General features: G+C 43.2%; 16 protein-coding genes and 1 pseudogene. 14 read left to right on the forward strand and 3 right to left on the reverse strand.

Annotation, left to right across the window (positions count from 1 at the left end; all coding sequences use genetic code 11):
• The first annotated feature begins 1 nt into the window (after position 1).
• From D9T12_RS10625 to D9T12_RS10650, 6 genes are read left to right on the forward strand one after another with little or no spacing between them, the layout of a single operon-like run.
• On the forward strand, positions 2–616 hold the full coding sequence (locus tag D9T12_RS10625) for a V-type ATP synthase subunit D (RefSeq protein ID WP_130538149.1): 615 nt from the start codon (positions 2–4) through the stop codon (positions 614–616).
• A 1-nt stretch (position 617) separates the two neighbouring features.
• A complete protein-coding gene (locus D9T12_RS10630) occupies positions 618–2,387 on the forward strand; it encodes a V-type ATP synthase subunit I (RefSeq protein WP_130538150.1) in 1,770 nt (589 codons plus the stop codon).
• A complete protein-coding gene (locus tag D9T12_RS10635; protein WP_130538151.1) occupies positions 2,363–2,809 on the forward strand; it encodes an ATP synthase subunit C in 447 nt (148 codons plus the stop codon). Before D9T12_RS10630 ends, D9T12_RS10635 begins: the two co-directional genes overlap by 25 nt.
• A gap of 48 nt (positions 2,810–2,857) precedes the next feature.
• A complete protein-coding gene (locus D9T12_RS10640) occupies positions 2,858–3,523 on the forward strand; it encodes a hypothetical protein (RefSeq protein WP_130538152.1) in 666 nt (221 codons plus the stop codon).
• Between the two features lie 54 nt (positions 3,524–3,577).
• Entirely contained in the window at positions 3,578–4,237 is a 660-nt protein-coding gene (locus tag D9T12_RS10645; RefSeq protein ID WP_130538153.1) for a DUF2764 family protein, read from the forward strand.
• Positions 4,230–6,011, forward strand: a complete 1,782-nt coding sequence (locus D9T12_RS10650; RefSeq protein ID WP_130538154.1) for a V-type ATP synthase subunit A — start codon at positions 4,230–4,232, stop codon at positions 6,009–6,011. Before D9T12_RS10645 ends, D9T12_RS10650 begins: the two co-directional genes overlap by 8 nt.
• Positions 6,012–6,115: 104 nt before the next feature.
• On the opposite strand, the gene dut is transcribed toward D9T12_RS10650, so the two are convergent.
• Complete coding sequence (gene dut / locus D9T12_RS10655; RefSeq protein WP_130538155.1) at positions 6,116–6,577, reverse strand: dUTP diphosphatase; 462 nt, start codon at positions 6,575–6,577, stop codon at positions 6,116–6,118.
• A 422-nt stretch (positions 6,578–6,999) separates the two neighbouring features.
• Here dut and D9T12_RS10660 point away from each other — a divergent pair, with 422 nt between their 5' ends.
• Positions 7,000–8,130 (forward strand): GGDEF domain-containing protein, encoded by a 1,131-nt coding sequence (locus tag D9T12_RS10660; RefSeq protein ID WP_130538156.1) that lies wholly within the window; start codon positions 7,000–7,002, stop codon positions 8,128–8,130.
• 86 nt (positions 8,131–8,216) lie between these two features.
• Here the strand turns inward: D9T12_RS10660 and D9T12_RS10665 are convergent, their stop codons facing one another.
• Positions 8,217–8,720, reverse strand: coding sequence for a metal-dependent hydrolase (locus D9T12_RS10665; RefSeq protein ID WP_130538157.1), 504 nt, complete (start codon positions 8,718–8,720; stop codon positions 8,217–8,219).
• A 384-nt stretch (positions 8,721–9,104) separates the two neighbouring features.
• On the opposite strand from D9T12_RS10665, the gene D9T12_RS10670 reads away from it, so the two are divergent.
• Together D9T12_RS10670 and D9T12_RS10675 are read left to right on the forward strand one after the other, a co-directional pair.
• Positions 9,105–10,076 (forward strand): SH3 domain-containing protein, encoded by a 972-nt coding sequence (locus tag D9T12_RS10670; RefSeq protein ID WP_130538158.1) that lies wholly within the window; start codon positions 9,105–9,107, stop codon positions 10,074–10,076.
• A 119-nt stretch (positions 10,077–10,195) separates the two neighbouring features.
• Entirely contained in the window at positions 10,196–10,828 is a 633-nt protein-coding gene (locus D9T12_RS10675; protein WP_130538159.1) for a DUF2971 domain-containing protein, read from the forward strand.
• On the opposite strand, the pseudogene D9T12_RS10685 reads toward D9T12_RS10675, so the two are convergent.
• A pseudogene (locus D9T12_RS10685) lies at positions 10,765–11,932 on the reverse strand (IS3 family transposase). The gene D9T12_RS10675 and the pseudogene D9T12_RS10685 sit on opposite strands and share 64 nt — an antisense overlap.
• 109 nt (positions 11,933–12,041) lie before the next feature.
• On the opposite strand from D9T12_RS10685, the gene D9T12_RS10690 reads away from it, so the two are divergent.
• The 5 genes from D9T12_RS10690 to D9T12_RS10710 all read left to right on the forward strand — a co-directional run bounded on the left by D9T12_RS10690 (position 12,042) and on the right by D9T12_RS10710 (position 15,824).
• Positions 12,042–12,260, forward strand: coding sequence for a hypothetical protein (locus D9T12_RS10690; RefSeq protein ID WP_130538161.1), 219 nt, complete (start codon positions 12,042–12,044; stop codon positions 12,258–12,260).
• Between the two features lie 265 nt (positions 12,261–12,525).
• Positions 12,526–12,732 carry an addiction module protein gene (locus tag D9T12_RS10695; RefSeq protein WP_130538162.1) on the forward strand — a complete coding sequence of 69 codons (207 nt, stop codon included), beginning with the start codon at positions 12,526–12,528 and terminating at the stop codon, positions 12,730–12,732.
• Complete coding sequence (locus D9T12_RS10700) at positions 12,729–13,037, forward strand: type II toxin-antitoxin system RelE/ParE family toxin (protein WP_130538163.1); 309 nt, start codon at positions 12,729–12,731, stop codon at positions 13,035–13,037. The genes D9T12_RS10695 and D9T12_RS10700 overlap by 4 nt, the downstream gene beginning before the upstream one ends.
• A 396-nt stretch (positions 13,038–13,433) precedes the next feature.
• Positions 13,434–15,035, forward strand: coding sequence for a Na/Pi cotransporter family protein (locus D9T12_RS10705; protein WP_130538164.1), 1,602 nt, complete (start codon positions 13,434–13,436; stop codon positions 15,033–15,035).
• A 354-nt stretch (positions 15,036–15,389) separates the two neighbouring features.
• Positions 15,390–15,824: a host attachment protein gene (locus tag D9T12_RS10710; RefSeq protein WP_130538165.1), complete on the forward strand. Its 435-nt coding sequence runs from the start codon at positions 15,390–15,392 to the stop codon at positions 15,822–15,824.
• Positions 15,825–15,851 lie beyond the last annotated feature (27 nt).

Genomic DNA, 15,851 nt, shown 5'->3' on the forward strand with positions numbered 1-15,851 from the left:
TATGGCAGCGAAGATTGCACTCAATAAAACGGCATTAAAGCAATCCCGAGACAAGCTGGGAATGTATAAACGCTACCTGCCGTCTTTGGACTTAAAGCGCCAACAGCTGATGTTAGAGTTACAAAAAGCGCGCGCCGAAAAAGAGTCTTACATGCAGAAAATCGACAACCGACTTACTCAGGCAGAAGATTGGATTGGGCTGCTTGCGAACACCGATATTCAAGTCAATGGTTTAGTAAAAGTCACTGGCATTGATGAAAGTGAGCAAAATTTGCTCGGCGTCACCCTGCCGTTATACCTAGACACACATTTTTCGGTGGAAAGTTACTCTATGCTAGCAACGCCTTATTGGGTGGATGCGCTTATCAAAACCTTAAAAGAAGTCGCAATTCTTCGTGCCAAAGCAGCAATCAGCGCAAAAAGAACCGCCATACTGGAAGAAGCGGTTCGAAAAATCACTCAACGCGTGAACTTATTTGAAAAGCGCCTAATTCCTGAGACCAATAGCGATATACGCAAAATCAAAATTTTCTTGGACGATTCGGACCGTGCCTCAGTGATTCGTGCCAAATTTGCCAAGAAAAAAACTCTCAGCCGGATCGGATCGGGGGCTTAAGATGTCCATTGTTCGCCTCAATAAAGTGACAATTATGGGTCCTTTAGCTCAACGAAGAGAAGCCTTAGAAGAACTTCAGGAACTAGGTTGCATGCACCTACTTGATCTAAATCCTGAGCAAAAAGATGACATCCCCGTTTTTATCTCTAAAGAAGCTCGCGAGGCTTATCGTTACCTCAATAATTGTCCTTCAAAACTGCGCCAAAACCATGATGAGAAAAATTTTCAGTTTGATGTCGTACAAACTGAAACTTTAGAGATCAAAAAACGCATTCACGAATTGGAAAACGAGCAAGAGTTTCTTCGCAAAAGAATCAAAGAATTAATGCCTTGGGGCGAATTTTTGTTACAGCCTTACCAGGAACTCGAGGATCGACGCTTCTGGTTTTATATTGTCCCCCATTACAAAATGGATGAACTGGAAGACAGAGAAGAACCTTGGCAAGTGGTCTTTAAAGACAATCGTTTCAGTTATGTCGTGGTCATTGCTCGCGAAGAACCCATCAAAATGCCGGTTCCCCGAACACATGCTGGTTATGTGCCCTTATCCGAACTACAAGACCGTTTTGACGCCAACGAAGTCGAACTCGAAGAACTTTTTTGGCAAAGGGTCGGCCTAACTCGTTGGATTGACCAGTTCGGCAAACGGATTGATGCTGCCGATGACAGGGCCTCACTCGCTTTGGCAGAACAGATGACCCAAGAACAAGGCGAAGTGTTTATTGTTCAGGGCTGGGCACCGGTAGATCAAGAAGACGCGCTCAAAGCGTTGGCTAGCCAAAAATGCTTAGCGGTTCACCAAGTCAAAGCTAGCATAAAAGACCGCCCTCCGACACTCATGAAAAACAACGAGACTCTATCGGCCGGAGAGGACATGGTGAATTTCTATTCCACGCCTGCGTACTCGCAATGGGATCCATCAGGAATTCTCTTTGTTTCTTTCACGCTATTTTTCTCCATGATTATTGCCGATGCCGGCTATGGCTTGATTTTCGGGTTAATGTTACTGCTCTATTGGCGCCCACTATCGCGTGGCAAATCCTCACGTTTTAAATACCTGTTTGCCGCGCTGGTGACAGGAACCATTGTTTATGGCGTTTTGGTTGGAAGTTATTTTGGTCACTCCCCTAGCGAAGAGAGTTTTTGGCACCATTTACAAATACTTAACATGAACGATCATAGTCAGATGATGGCGTTTTCAATTATTTTGGGAATCAGCCATTTGATTTTGGCAAATGCCATGCAGTTCTGGCAAAACCGAGATCGAGAAAGTGCCAAGGCCAACCTAGGTTGGATTGCAATCTTTACCGGCGGGGTGTTAGTTTGGCAAGAAATCAACGCAGGCTTTGCTGTCATGGGCTTGGGCGGATTGGTGATTCTGTGGTTTAGCAGTCCGGATAACAGTCCTTTGAAGCGATTACTGGGCGGCTTGATGGCTCTGACCAATGTCTCACAGGCATTTTCCGATGTCCTCAGTTATTTACGTCTGTTTGCTCTTGGCTTAGCTAGCGCACAATTGGCGATTACCTTTAATAACTTGGCAGCCGATGTCATGCAAAGCATGCCGGGTATCGGCATATTCTTCGCAATTTTAATTTACATTCTGGGACACGGACTCAACCTAATTCTAGCGATCATGAGTGGTGTGGTGCATGGATTGCGTTTGAATGTGATCGAATTTTTTAACTGGGGACTGAAAGACGAAGGTTACCCTTTTCAACCTTTTATTAAACGTGAGGTAAAACAATGGAAGCGATCATCATCACCCTAGGGTGGATAGGAATTTATGCGCCGATGGCGCTCGGCGCCATCGGTAGTATTATCGGCTGTGCTCGCGCAGGTCAAGCGGCTTGTGGCGCCCTACTTGATACCGAAACCGGACACGGCCGGTTCATCGGGGTCTCGGCCATGCCATCCTCACAGACTATTTACGGTATCGTCATTATGTTTACCTTAGAGCGCGCAGTCAGTGTTGATAATGCTCCAGGGCTGTTTGCAGTGGGTGTTCTTTCCGGCTTTGCTTTGCTTTGGAGTGGAATGCGTCAAGGTGACGCTTGTGCTTCGGCAATTCATGTGAGTAAAAGCAAGCCTGAAGTCTTCGGTCTATCGATTGCACCTGCAGCGATTGTTGAAGGTTTTGCGGTATTTGCTTTCATCTTCGCCCTGGTATTAAGTGGCGGTATTCCGGCGTAATCTGTGCGTAATTTGCTTAACATGCCCAATAGCTTGAGGAGCTAGTCCATGTCCAATGAACAACTATCTTCTGGCGTACAAGACCTTGTTGATCGCCTCAGAGAAAAAGGCATCGAAGAAGGTCAACGTCGTGCAGAAGAAATTTCCGGCAACGCCAAAAAAGAAGCCCATGAAATCATTCATGCAGCAAAGCAAGAAGCTGAACAGATTCTTAATAAAGCACGTCACGAAAAAGAACAACTGGAGAAATCCGGGCGCGATGCCATGAACCTCGCGGCTCGAGATGCTATTCTGGAACTCAAAGAAACTTTGTCTCACCAGTTCAGCGAACAGGTTCACGGTTTAGTCTCTCACCATTTAAGAGATGAAGCCCTGCTACAACGAATGATTCTGGAAATTGCCGGCAAAGCTCGTCCGTCAGAAGCCTCGGGGAAAATGGAATTGCTATTGCCCGAAGACGTGGTTGGACTGAAAGAATTACGCCTGCATCCAGAAAACGTACAGGAAGGCACCTTAAGCTATTTTGTCTTATCCGTATCGGCCGAGCTGTTGCGTGAAGGGGTTACCATTGACACTCATGATGGTGATGGTATTCGTATTCGACTGGTAGAAGAAGATATTGAAATTGATCTGAGCACCCAAGCGATTACCAATCTGTTTTTGGAACATTTACTTCCACGCTTCCGAGCGCTGTTAGAAGGAAGCATCAAGTGACCAATAACGTCGTTTTTAAAGTCGTATTCAGACTAGCATGAAATAGGTCCAACTATGCCAAGCCATCAATACTTCACACTGATTTCCAGTTTGCCAAAATTACCGGCTCGCTTTGATGTGCGCAATTATGAACCCATAAACAAGCTACGCTTAGAGCAAAGATTGCAGATGCTTGAACCTGAGGATGCTAAAACGCTAGCGGCATTACAAGATTTTTTCCATTGGGAACACCACCCTCAACAGCATAACGATGAGGAAGTGGTGGAGGTTCTCAACAAATTTTTAAAAGAAACCAACCATCCATTTTCGGAAAACTTAGTCATGCATATGATGAATGTTCGGTTTATCAATGCGGCTTTACGCCTACGCCACGAAAAGAAACCCATGCCACCTTTAGTCAACAGTTGGTGGCATAGACACATTGTTCGTCACTGGGATCAAACAGATTTAGGTATGTCAGCTCGCTATCCTTGGATTAATGAACTGCACAGCCTGATTGAAGCGAATAATGTCAAAGCCGTACACCACAAAATGGTCGACATCCTCTGGCAGCATCTACTGAAAGAATCATTAAATTATACTTTCAGCTTTGAGGCGGTCATTATTTACAACGCCCGTTGGCATCTAATTCACGGCTGGCAAAAACAGAACGCCGAGCAAGGCAAAACCCAATTTAACTTATTTTTAGAAGAGGCCTTAGGTAATCATGTCTAAACAAATCAGTCCTTTTGCCAAAGTCACCGGCGTCAATGGCAATATCGTTACCATTGAACATCCTCATGGCCACTTGATGAAAAACGAAGTCGCTTATGTGCATGTCGGTGACGAAGCGTTAAAAGCAGAAGTGCTGCGTATCCGAGGCAAAACGGCCGATTTGCAAGTCTACGAAGAAACCGCAGGCGTGCAAGTCGGTGACAAAGTCGAACTCACAAACGAACTGCTTTCTGCTGAACTTGGCCCGGGGCTTTTGGGTAAAGTTTATGATGGTCTACAAAACCCTTTACACTCTGTGGCTGGCTCTCACGGCTTTTTCCTTCCTCGCGGTAAATATCTGGATGCACTCGACAACGTACACAAATGGGCGTTTAATCCGTTAGTTCGCTCCGGCGAAAAAGTCATTGCTAGCCAACCGATTGGTACAGTTCAAGAAGGTCGATTTACTCATAAAATCATGGTGCCTTTCAATCTAAAAGGCGAAGCGGAAATCACTTGGATTCAAGGCGGCAGTTTCAGTATTGATGAACCAATTGCTCGCATTCGTGACCAAAAAGGTCATGAAGAAGTCATTACCTTAAAACAGAAATGGCCAGTGCGAATCCCAATTCCTGAAAAACTCATCGAAAAACGCATTGCGGAACGAAAGTTCCCCGATGAACCGCTTGTGACCACTTTGCGTTTGATTGACACCTTCTTCCCGATTGCCAAAGGCGGAACCGCTTGTATTCCAGGGCCTTTCGGTGCAGGTAAAACCGTATTACAAAGCTTGATCTCGCGCTATTCATCAGCAGACATCGTGATTGTCGTCGCTTGTGGTGAACGCGCCGGTGAAGTCGTCGAAACCATTGAAACCTTTGCAGAAATGAAAGACCCGAAAGGCGAAGGCACTCTGATGGAACGCACCATCGTTATCTGTAACACCTCGTCGATGCCAGTTGCGGCGCGAGAAGCTTCAATCTATATGGGCGTGACCTTGGCAGAATACTACCGTCAAATGGGTTATGACACTCTGGTACTGGCGGATTCCACTTCTCGTTGGGCACAAGCCATGCGCGAAACCTCTGGTCGTCTGGAAGAAATCCCGGGAGAAGAAGCTTTCCCGGCTTATCTGGATTCGGCGATTAAGAATATCTACGAGCGTGCAGGCGTAGTGGAAACGTTTGATAAGCAAAAAGGCAGTTTAACTTTAATTGGTACAGTTTCACCGGCCGGTGGAAACTTTGAAGAACCAGTGACGCAATCAACGTTAAGCACGGTAAAAACGTTCCTTGGTTTGTCTTATGCCCGTGCTTATAAACGCTACTACCCAGCGATTGATCCGCTGATTTCATGGTCTCGTTACAGTTTGCAGCTAAAAGATTACTTTGATGAGCATATAGACCCAAACTGGACCAACAGCATTGAGCAAGTTCGCGAAATTCTGGTCAAAGCCGAGGGGATTGAACAGATGATGCAAGTGACCGGTGAAGAAGGGATTACTGAAAATGATTTTGTGCTGTTCCAGAAAGCCAAAATGCTGGATTTGGTCTATCTGCAACAAGATGCATTTGATCCGGTGGATGTCTCGGTTGACCTCAAACGCCAGCAAGAAAACTTCCTGCTATTGAAAAAAATCGTCGATACGGATTTTGAGTTTAATGAAAAATCTGACGCTAGTCAGTTTTTCACACGCATGACCGGTATCTTTAAAAATATGAACTACTCGGTCTATAACTCGGGCGAATATAACAAACACCTCAATGAAATTAATAAGATGATTGAAGCTTATTAAAGCCTATTAAAGTCTATTAACGGATTCCCACGCTTCTGCGTGGGAATCCATAAGCTTGTGCCAACCGATGATTGAAACTCTACCGGCCGGTAGCTTATCAAACGTTACTTCGTTCCCGTTGACCCAAAGCCACCTTGCCCACGCTCGGTGTCATCACCAAACTCTTCCACCTCGGTAAACACCGGCTGTAACACTGGCACAATCACCATCTGTGCAATACGCTCACCCACTTCAACCTCATAAGCTGTATTTCCACGGTTCCAGCAAGAAACCATTAAAGGCCCCTGATAATCCGAGTCAATCAAACCCACTAAATTACCCAGCACAATACCGTGCTTGTGGCCAAGCCCCGAACGCGGTAACAGCATCGCCGCCAAGCCCGGATCATCCAGATGAATTGCCATGCCGGTCGGAATCAACACTGTTTGCCCCGGCTCAATCGTCATTGGCTCATCAATGCATGCTCGCAAATCTAGCCCTGCCGAACCTTTGGTACCGTAATGCGGCATTTCGATTTCATTGCCTAAACGCTTATCTAAAATCTTATATTGAACCTGAATCGTCATCTGTTCTCTCCAATAGAATTACCAGTGCCAAGATTGTAGCAAACCGAAGCAAACCTAAAACAGATAAAAATACCATTTACATAGGCAATTTCAGAATCTCATCGCCTTTAACCAATCACCAACAAAGAACCTAAAATAAACAAATTTATAACCGTCCAAAATTGACAGAGAGCAATAGAACGCAGAAATTTCATCCATTATGAATAATGGATTTTCCTAGAGTCGTCTCTATGCTTTAAAATTTTGATACTTCAATGCCATGTCAGTGTATTTACCAAATACAGATTATTGTTTAGAAAGCCGGCTGAATCTCATAAACGGACGAACTTTGTTTGGCTACTTCAACATGCCAAAACATGCTATAAAACATACATGTTTCAGAGGCTTCTTTTCTTCACGACTACAGAGACGAATTTTTATCTATGTTTGACCGATTTCTCGCTTTTATCAATCACTGGTTCCATTTAACGTTTGAAAACGAAGCCTATGAAAAAGCCTATAACCGAGAATACCTAAAAGACAGTTTTCTCCAAAACAAATATGCGATTGCAGTCGGCCTCACCATCTACCTTTCCTATATTCCATTGTCGTATTCAATGGTGCCCGAAGATATTTATCCCACGGCTATATCCATACTTTTATTACCTGTCCTGTTCTCAGTCTTATTTTTATCGTTTTATAACAATGACAAATTTGAGCTTTACCGACCTTTGGCCTTATTTGTCTACTCACTGGTTATTAGTCTACCGCCGATTATTTTGTTGTTTTTTACCCAACCGGAAAACTATTCCATTTACATCATTAATATGGCTCCGCCGATTGTGGCAATCTTTATTGGCCTAGGACTCTCCTTTGCCATTGCAGTCGTTTCAGCGACTTTAGTTGTTCTGCTTCTAGTCGCTAGCGGCTTGTATCTACAAGTCCCGATTCTGGAACAAATTCATCTTGGACTGCTGATTACTTCGGTCTACTCACTCACCGCAATTGGGGCTTACATTCATGAACGCGCCAAACGAAAGCTGTACCTGAAGCAATTTAAAGAAGAAGAATTGATTCGAGAAACCTTTACTGATCCTTTAACAGGGCTTTACAACCGCCGCTTTTTACAACGCGAAATACAGAAAAAAGAGCAGGATCCAACCACCAAATTGGGCGTTTTACTGATTGATATTGATTTCTTTAAAAAATACAACGATCACTACGGACATCTTAAAGGTGACGAAATCATCAAGACGGTTGCCCAAACAGCTCAGGATTTCACTGAACTTAAAGAAGGTATGGCGTTTCGATATGGAGGTGAAGAGTTTGTTGTTTTTCTGGATGAATCCAATTTAGAAACGCTTTGCCAATTCGCTGACCATCTGCGTCAAAAAGTGGAAACACTTGCTATTGAACATCAAACTAGCGAAACAATAAACATCGTCACTCTATCCATCGGTGTTGCCTCCTCATTGGAAGGTGAATCTAACAACCTAACCAACCTGATTCAGCTAGCAGATACTCGCCTCTATGAAGCGAAAACTGCTGGTAGAAACACGGTTTTTTGTGGGTAAAAGATTTAAAACACGTAATATATTTTCAGAATGCCTAATGATGGCGACACCTAAAGAAGTATAGAAAGAAGTACAGAGAATCCAAGTCAAGATTGTAGTAAACCGTGATGAATCTCAAACAGATAAAACCCTGCCATTACAAAAAATGGGATCATCGCCAAGGGTAACTCAATAGCCGAACCGGTTTTAAAAGGAAACGGCGATTTAAACGCGGTTTTTGCCGGATAAAAAAGCGGAACACCGCGGTGTGTCATCCAGTCCCCCAAAATATGACTGGCGTAACCAATATTAAACGCCAACATCGCCTTGCAGGCGCAACCTTGAAGATAGAGCAAAGGCGTTGCCAGAACCATCAATATCAAAAGCGAGTGCGTCCAGGTTCGATGACCTAGCAAAGTTAAGGGAAGAAACAGCCAACGAATCAGCCAAAAACGCTTAAGCACCGAATGGCGAGCATCCAGATCAGGAATTAATGAGGCTGCCATCGCGACCGGAAGATAATAATAAACCTCTGGATAGTCAAACCCTATCCAAGGACTGCTGAGCAGATAAACACCACTGCCAAACACCACATGCGAAGCTGCCAGCATCTTAACCCTTCAGGATTGACAAAGCCGCGAATTATAATGGCTGACCAATAAAAAGTGTTACAAATTTCAAGTGAATAAATTAAAAGAAATTTCCGCTAAAAATTCTGCCAATATGTCTCAGTTTTCGTTAAGATCAATACAACAATATTTCATCCTAAAAAGTATTCGATTAGCTCACCAGCCCTAAAAATGAATTTAGGAGAATGCTTTTAGGGCGTATAAAAATTTTAAGCAATTTTAAAAGTCGTGAAAAATCAAATTACTACACTGCATTCAATTACTAAATATTTGATATAAAACGGCAATAAAAAACATACTTGAAGCATGTAATATATGGTTTTTAGGATGTCTAATAATAGTTAGGCCAAAAAATAAGGAGTAACAATGAAAAAGAATGTAAGGGGATTGATTGCCATGGTTGTATTGGGGGTTGCTTTATCAGGGTGCGATGAGTCTCCCAGAACACAAACGGCCTCATCTCAATCATCAACCTCGATGAAGCATAAGCCGCCAGCGGCATGCGATGCGTCAACGGTAATTACTGGAAAGAAATACAATGTTCTTGGTTCAGGGATCAATGTCAGAAAAGGTCCGGGCGCTTCGTATGAAAAAATAATCAACCAAAAGGCAACAAGCATTATCAAAACCACGCAGTACATTACTATCGACGATACCACTACGGTTTTTGAAGAATGCACAAAAGAAGGTTGGTCTTGGATTCATGTCACTAATCCAGATTGGCTCAAAGATTCTCACAGAGGTTGGGTGGCAAGTAAATTCCTCGATAAAGGGCAAAATATTGGCGGCGACAAGTACGCTAGTAAAATCAGTTCATCTGCCCTGTCTCCTTACACAAAACAGGGTTATCCTAAAACAATCGAAAAATATGGTTCGCGCCTATCAGAAATAGAATCGCTCAGAAGAAAGGCAGCAGAAATGGCTGTCGATAGCGGGAAATGCGACTACGTGATGATGTCAGAGTTAAGTGATAGCAAGAGCGCGCTTAATCACCTTCATTTCTGGGTGGATTGCAGGAACAAGCAGCGGATTTATCTTGATGAATTTCAAATCAAGAAAGGCGCACAGGTTTTAACCCAAGAAGAAAAATCATGGGATGAGTCAAGTGCGGTTATGGCGTGTCAGCAGGCGATTAAGGACCGTGCGCTCATTCCTAGTGAAGTAGACATCCACACAATACTGGGCACGTCGTTTTACAAGGCCCCAACAACACACAATGTCGTTCTTCGTATGGATTTTGATGCAAAGAACGCATTGGGTACAGAAATTCCATACTCAGCCACTTGTCATTTCGAGCCAGGTGAAGTCGGAACCATTGATATACAGGCAAGGCAATAATGGCCTAACAATGCCATAAACTCGGACCCCAAAAGGCACCGCTCCTTCGTCGCTATGCTTTTTGGGTCCGGTTATGGCTGGCGTTATATTTCAATCCAAAATTTATTTTTGAGAACAAAATGAATCCTATAGTTCACTATGATCTGGCATACAAATACCTTTCTACTGATACTCTGTCTTTGATTGTTAATGGAGGAAAGCTTTGGTTTAGTCGTGCAGACGTACTAAATGATACTTTTGAACTCAGCCCGTTTCTGATGCCGTTAAATTGGTCTGAAATCGTTGAATTGAAAGAAAGTCAACCACAAATAGCTGATGCACTCGTTTCAGAAGCTTTTAAAAAAGTTAGTAGTTCCTTGTACATAACATGTTTTTCAAAACATTATAAAGACCCAGAATCTCAAGTGATGTGGGCTCATTATGGCGATGCCCATAAAGGCTGTTGTATCTGTATTGACTTTTCTATTCTAAAAGATAACAAAAATTCAACAGGCCTGTATCCTGTCGAGGTTCAGTATGTAAACTCTTTGCTTGAAGAGCGTAACTCAAGAACACCCGAAAGTGATGATCTGGGATTGCTTATAGGTGCAACTAAAACAAAAATTTGGGAGTATGAAAAGGAAGTCCGATTTGTACTAGAGGCCAATAGTTTTGATACAAATAAATTTGAGTGTTCCGGTCAACTCACTCAGGACACTTTTCTTAAAGAATTTTCATACTCCACTGGTGACATATCATCATTAGCAGTATGAAGCCGTTCTAAGTTGTAATATTTCATATACTCTGCCACATCTTTTTTCATATGTTGGCGAGTGGGTTGAACAACTTTAAAAATCCAATCGTGCTTTAAGCTTCCGAAAAAACGCTCAACAACAGCGTTGTACCCTCAAGGGGTAGCTACTCCCAACACGCACCGACATCACCCATACTGGCTCTGATTTTGTAGTGTTTTAACAGCTTTCTAAAACGCTTACTGGTATATTGAGAACCACGATCTGAGTGAAAGACAAGACCTTTAGGTGGACGTCTCACGTTGTAAGCTTTTATCATCGCCTTCATCACTAAATCGGTGGTCATTCTTTTATCAATATGCCATCCGACGATACGTCGTGAATGCAAATCCATGACGATGGCTAGGTACATCCAACCTTGGCCTGTACGTAAGTAGGTTACATCGCCAGCCCAGACTTCATTGATATCCATTGGGTTGAAGTTCATATTTAGCAGGTTGTCAGCCACAGCATCAGAATGTTTACGTTTTGTCGTTACTTTGTAGGCCACTCGCTGTTTGACAACCAACTTGAGTTGTTTCATGAGTTTGCGCGTTTTGTAAAACGTCATCTCAAAGCCTTCTTTGCGTAAAGCCTTACAAAGTTCTCGGTAACCTAAGCTTTGTCGGCTGCGTTTAAACAACACTTTAGCTCGACGATATAGATGTAGCTTTTCAGCCGTTATGAGTTTGGCTGGTCGTTTTCGCCAAGCATAGTAATTTGAACGACTGACTTTCATCACAGAGCATAATCGCTTAACTGAAAACGTTTGGCTTTGTTGACGAATGAACTTGTACTTTACTTCATTTCTTTCGCAAAGAAGGCGCTGGCCTTTTTTAAGATTTCACGCTCCATTTTGAGCGTTTTCACTTCTTTTCGCAGCCGCTTTAACTCTGAACGATCATCTTCATCAAGCCCAACACCTAACTGTTCTTGTTCAAACTTGGCCTTCCAGTTATAGAGCAATTTAGCAGTAATACCCAATGATGTAGCGGCTTCTGATACGCTATAGCCTTGTTCCGTGACTAAAGCGAGTGCTTCTTTTTTAAACTCGTCAGAGTAACTTCTATTTTTTCGTTTTGTCATAAACACCTCAATAATTAAGACAATTGTCCATTATTAAAGTGTCCTGTCTAATTAAACCAGTTCAGAGTATGTTAATGACGACAAACAAAATATTTCCGTAGATTTTGACGTGTCTTATATTTCTAAAGTTATTTTCGGCCTTAAATCCTCAGCAGAAGAAATTGAAAAAATTGTTAAGGCTTTTTGTAATATCGGGCATCTGCCAGATTTTACTCGTTTAGATATTGACCCATTGACTTTAAAAATTATCGAAAAAGATACTGGACATAAAAAAGCAATACTTCAACATAACAATTCACTCCAGCCGACCGCTAAAAGCGGCGGCTGAGCTTAATCATTAGCCCCTACAGCATTTAAACATCAAGGTTTTGTCTCGCCCCCATGCTCCTGCGTGGGAGCGCGTATTTTGGATACAAGTTTGCTGGATATGCATTCCCACGCGGGAGCGTTGGAACGAGGTACCCCCAGCATAAAGGGAGTCAGCCCAAAATTAATTCCATTTCTTCCCGTCATGCAGTGCTTTTGTTTTTGAAACAGTGACTAAGGTATTTTTGTTAAAATTGCACTTAAACACCCAAATCAGGGAAATAAAAATGGATATTGCAGACATCTCGCAAATGAGCATCTCTGAACGTCTTCAAATCATGGAAGCGGTTTGGGATTCTTTGACTCATGAAAAATCAGACATCTCTCCTCCGAAATGGCATGAAGAGGTGCTTTCTCAAAGAAAGGAAATGATTGAAAACGGCGAAGCTACTTTCACTTCAATTGAAGAGTTGCGCTCAAAACATAAAGTATGAATATCAGAAAAATTCAAGTTCTAACTGAAGCTGAAAACGATCTTGAATCGGGAAGAATATTTTATGAAAATCAAGAACAGGGGATTGGTAGCTATTTCTGGGATTCACTGATTTCAGACATACAGTCTTTGACGATTTACGGCGGCATCCATTCTAAAATATTTGGTTATTATCGAATGACATCCAAAAGGTTTCCTTATTCAATTTACTATGATCTGAAAGGCGATACAGCTTTTGTGATTGCAGTTTTACCGGAAAAAAGAAATCCTGATTGGTTGTGTCAGAAATTAACAAACAATCGCTAATAAATCCCTATGCGTTCCCACGCGGGAGCGTGGGAACGAGCTAAAAACACAGAAACCTCAGTACCCAAAGGTCTGAGGCTTTGTTTTGTCAGAATCGGATTCTGGCTTAGGCGCTTAAGGCCGCGCTGACAATCGCTTGAGCTTGGTGTGTAGTGGGCTAATTGCGAAAGGCGCAACCAAGAAACTCGATTACCTCTGTAATCCCCATTCATTTGTGTCGTTCCAGTCCCTGAGAGAAATCAGAATAAAATTAAATCTTTACCGGCCGGTAACAGATAAGGGTGTTATTAGATCTACTGATTTCAGATAGTAAACCTTTCTAAAAAAACAGTGTTTGCCACAACCTTTTAGGCCTGCTTATAATGGTCGTTACTGCGCATGCTCAAAAGGATTCTCATGCCGGAACTTCAAAATCTTATGCTGGCGGGTGGCGGTCTCGGTCTGTTTTTAATGGGCATGGTCATTATGACCGACAGTCTGAAAAAACTCGCCGGAGACAAAATACGCGCCGCCCTGCTGCGTTTCACCCACACCCCCACCACCGGCGCTATGACTGGTGCGATCAGTACTGCAATCGTTCAGTCTTCCAGTGCAACCACACTCGCTGCCATCGGTTTTGTTGGCGCAGGCTTAATGACCTTCAGTAACTCTCTGGGCATTATCTTCGGGGCCAATATCGGCACCACCATTACCGGCTGGATGGTTGCATTGCTGGGCTTTAAACTGTCGATTGGCTCGATCGCTTCAATCATTATTCTTAGCGGTGTTTTTCTGCGGCTGTTTGCCAACTCGGGAAAACTTAAAAACAGCGGTCTGGCCATTGCCGGCTTTGGCCTACTCTTTATCGGCATCGACACTATGCAGACCGCTATGGCTGGTCTGGTTGATTATGTCGACTTCTCCAAACTGCCCGCCAATAATCTGCTGGGCATATTGCAACTGGTTCTTATCGGTTTGATTTTCACCACCATTACTCAGTCTTCTAGCGCAGGGGTTGCCTTGACCCTGACCGCTCTATTCAGCGGCATTATCGAATTTGAACAGGCGGTGGCGCTGGTGATTGGGATGGATATAGGTACCACCGTCAAATCGTTATTAGCGGTTATCGGCGGCTCAGTCGGTGCCAAACGAACCGGTCTGTCGCATGTGGTTTACAATCTAATGACCGCGGCTCTGGCACTGTTATTAATTGTTCCCTATGTGCAGGCCTGGGAATGGTTCCAACCCGGCGCACTCTATGAAAATGCCGAAATCGCACTGGTTGGCTTCCACACGCTATTTAACCTGCTCGGCGTGATTCTGATTCTGCCTTTTACCCGCTATTTTGCCCAACTGATTATTAAGCTTTTTCCACAGAAAAATGCCTATATCGACACCTTGGACAAACAGTTACTGCAGACACCAGAACTGGCACTGAATGCCGTTCAGAAAAGCTTAAATGGTTTGACCAAAGCTCTGATCAATGAATTGAACCTGATTACCAGCGACCACATAGCTAATCGCAAGACTGATCTGCAGCAGCTACAGCAAAACCTAGATGAAACCCAGTATTATCTGGATGAAATCCACCTGAATCAGAAAGATGGTCACCTTTGGCAGCGACTGGTGGAGATGATTCATATCGTTGATCACCTGCAACGTTTGCATGAACGCTGTGAGGAAGAATCCTACCGAGCAGAAGCGAGCAAACAATTTTCGACCTTGAAAGATACCGCCAACAAAATGAGCAAAGATATTGAAGTGTATCGCCGATTGACACTTGAGGAAAACTGGCAAGAAACCGTTGCTCTGGCACAAGAACTGAAAAAGTTTATCGACCAGGATGCCGAAGCCTTCCGTCACCAGATGGTGGAGCATATGGGTCAGGGAACAATTAATGCCGACCAATGCAGAGACGCACTGGAGGCAATTCGCTGGATGCAAAGAGTCAGCCATCATCTGGCACGTTTAAGCCACCATCTGCAGCAAATGCAGATTCGCTCAGGAAGCTCAGCCTGAATTCGTCTAAATTCCATAACGACTATAAACAATTCCTATGATGACACTAACACAATAATTTCAACAAGTTATGATGTAAGCCATTGCAAAGTTAATCGAAAAAAAGAAAACGCTGGCTATTTGAAACTTAGATGAATTTATTTTGAATCTCGACCAACAAAAGGTTTAAACTGAAAAATCGGTAGCGCCAAAATTCAACATGCCGTTCAACCGGAACCGGCGCTATTGATCCGATTAAAGTGGGTTTACGAAGAGAGGATTTTTCCCTGCGAAACCTGTTTAAGAAGTCAAACTGGCACAGCCTTTACGCAGGACGCATCCTGATAGTGTCAGTGAATATTGAGGTAGATAAATATGAGCACAATAGGTTATGCAATACTTGTTGATCTAGGAAGCATGAAAGTCTTTTCAATAAACAAAAGCACTCAAAATAGCATCTCGCTGCAAACCTACCAGGTCGAAGAAAACTTTGAGAGCCATGCCAAAATTTCCCAAATATACAGCGATAAAGCCGGTGACTACTCCAATTCCGTCAGTGACGTAGGTAGCTCTTACGAAAACAAAAGTGATATAGAGATAAAAAAACGCTCAATTGATCAGCTTGGCGACTTTATTAACGATTTTGCCCTGGAACATAAAGGCAAACTGTATTTGGCTGCATCAGCCCCCATTCACGCCAAAGTCAATGAAAAACTCAGCAGCGCAACCAAAGACAAGATTTGCAAATTCCTGTCCAAAGACTTGATTAAACAGAATGTCAGCAAAGTCAGCGCCGCTTTCGGACTATAAAGCCTCTAACCTCAAAACGAAAAGCTG

Source organism: Thiomicrorhabdus indica, from assembly GCF_004293625.1.
GTDB lineage: Bacteria > Pseudomonadota > Gammaproteobacteria > Thiomicrospirales > Thiomicrospiraceae > Thiomicrorhabdus > Thiomicrorhabdus indica.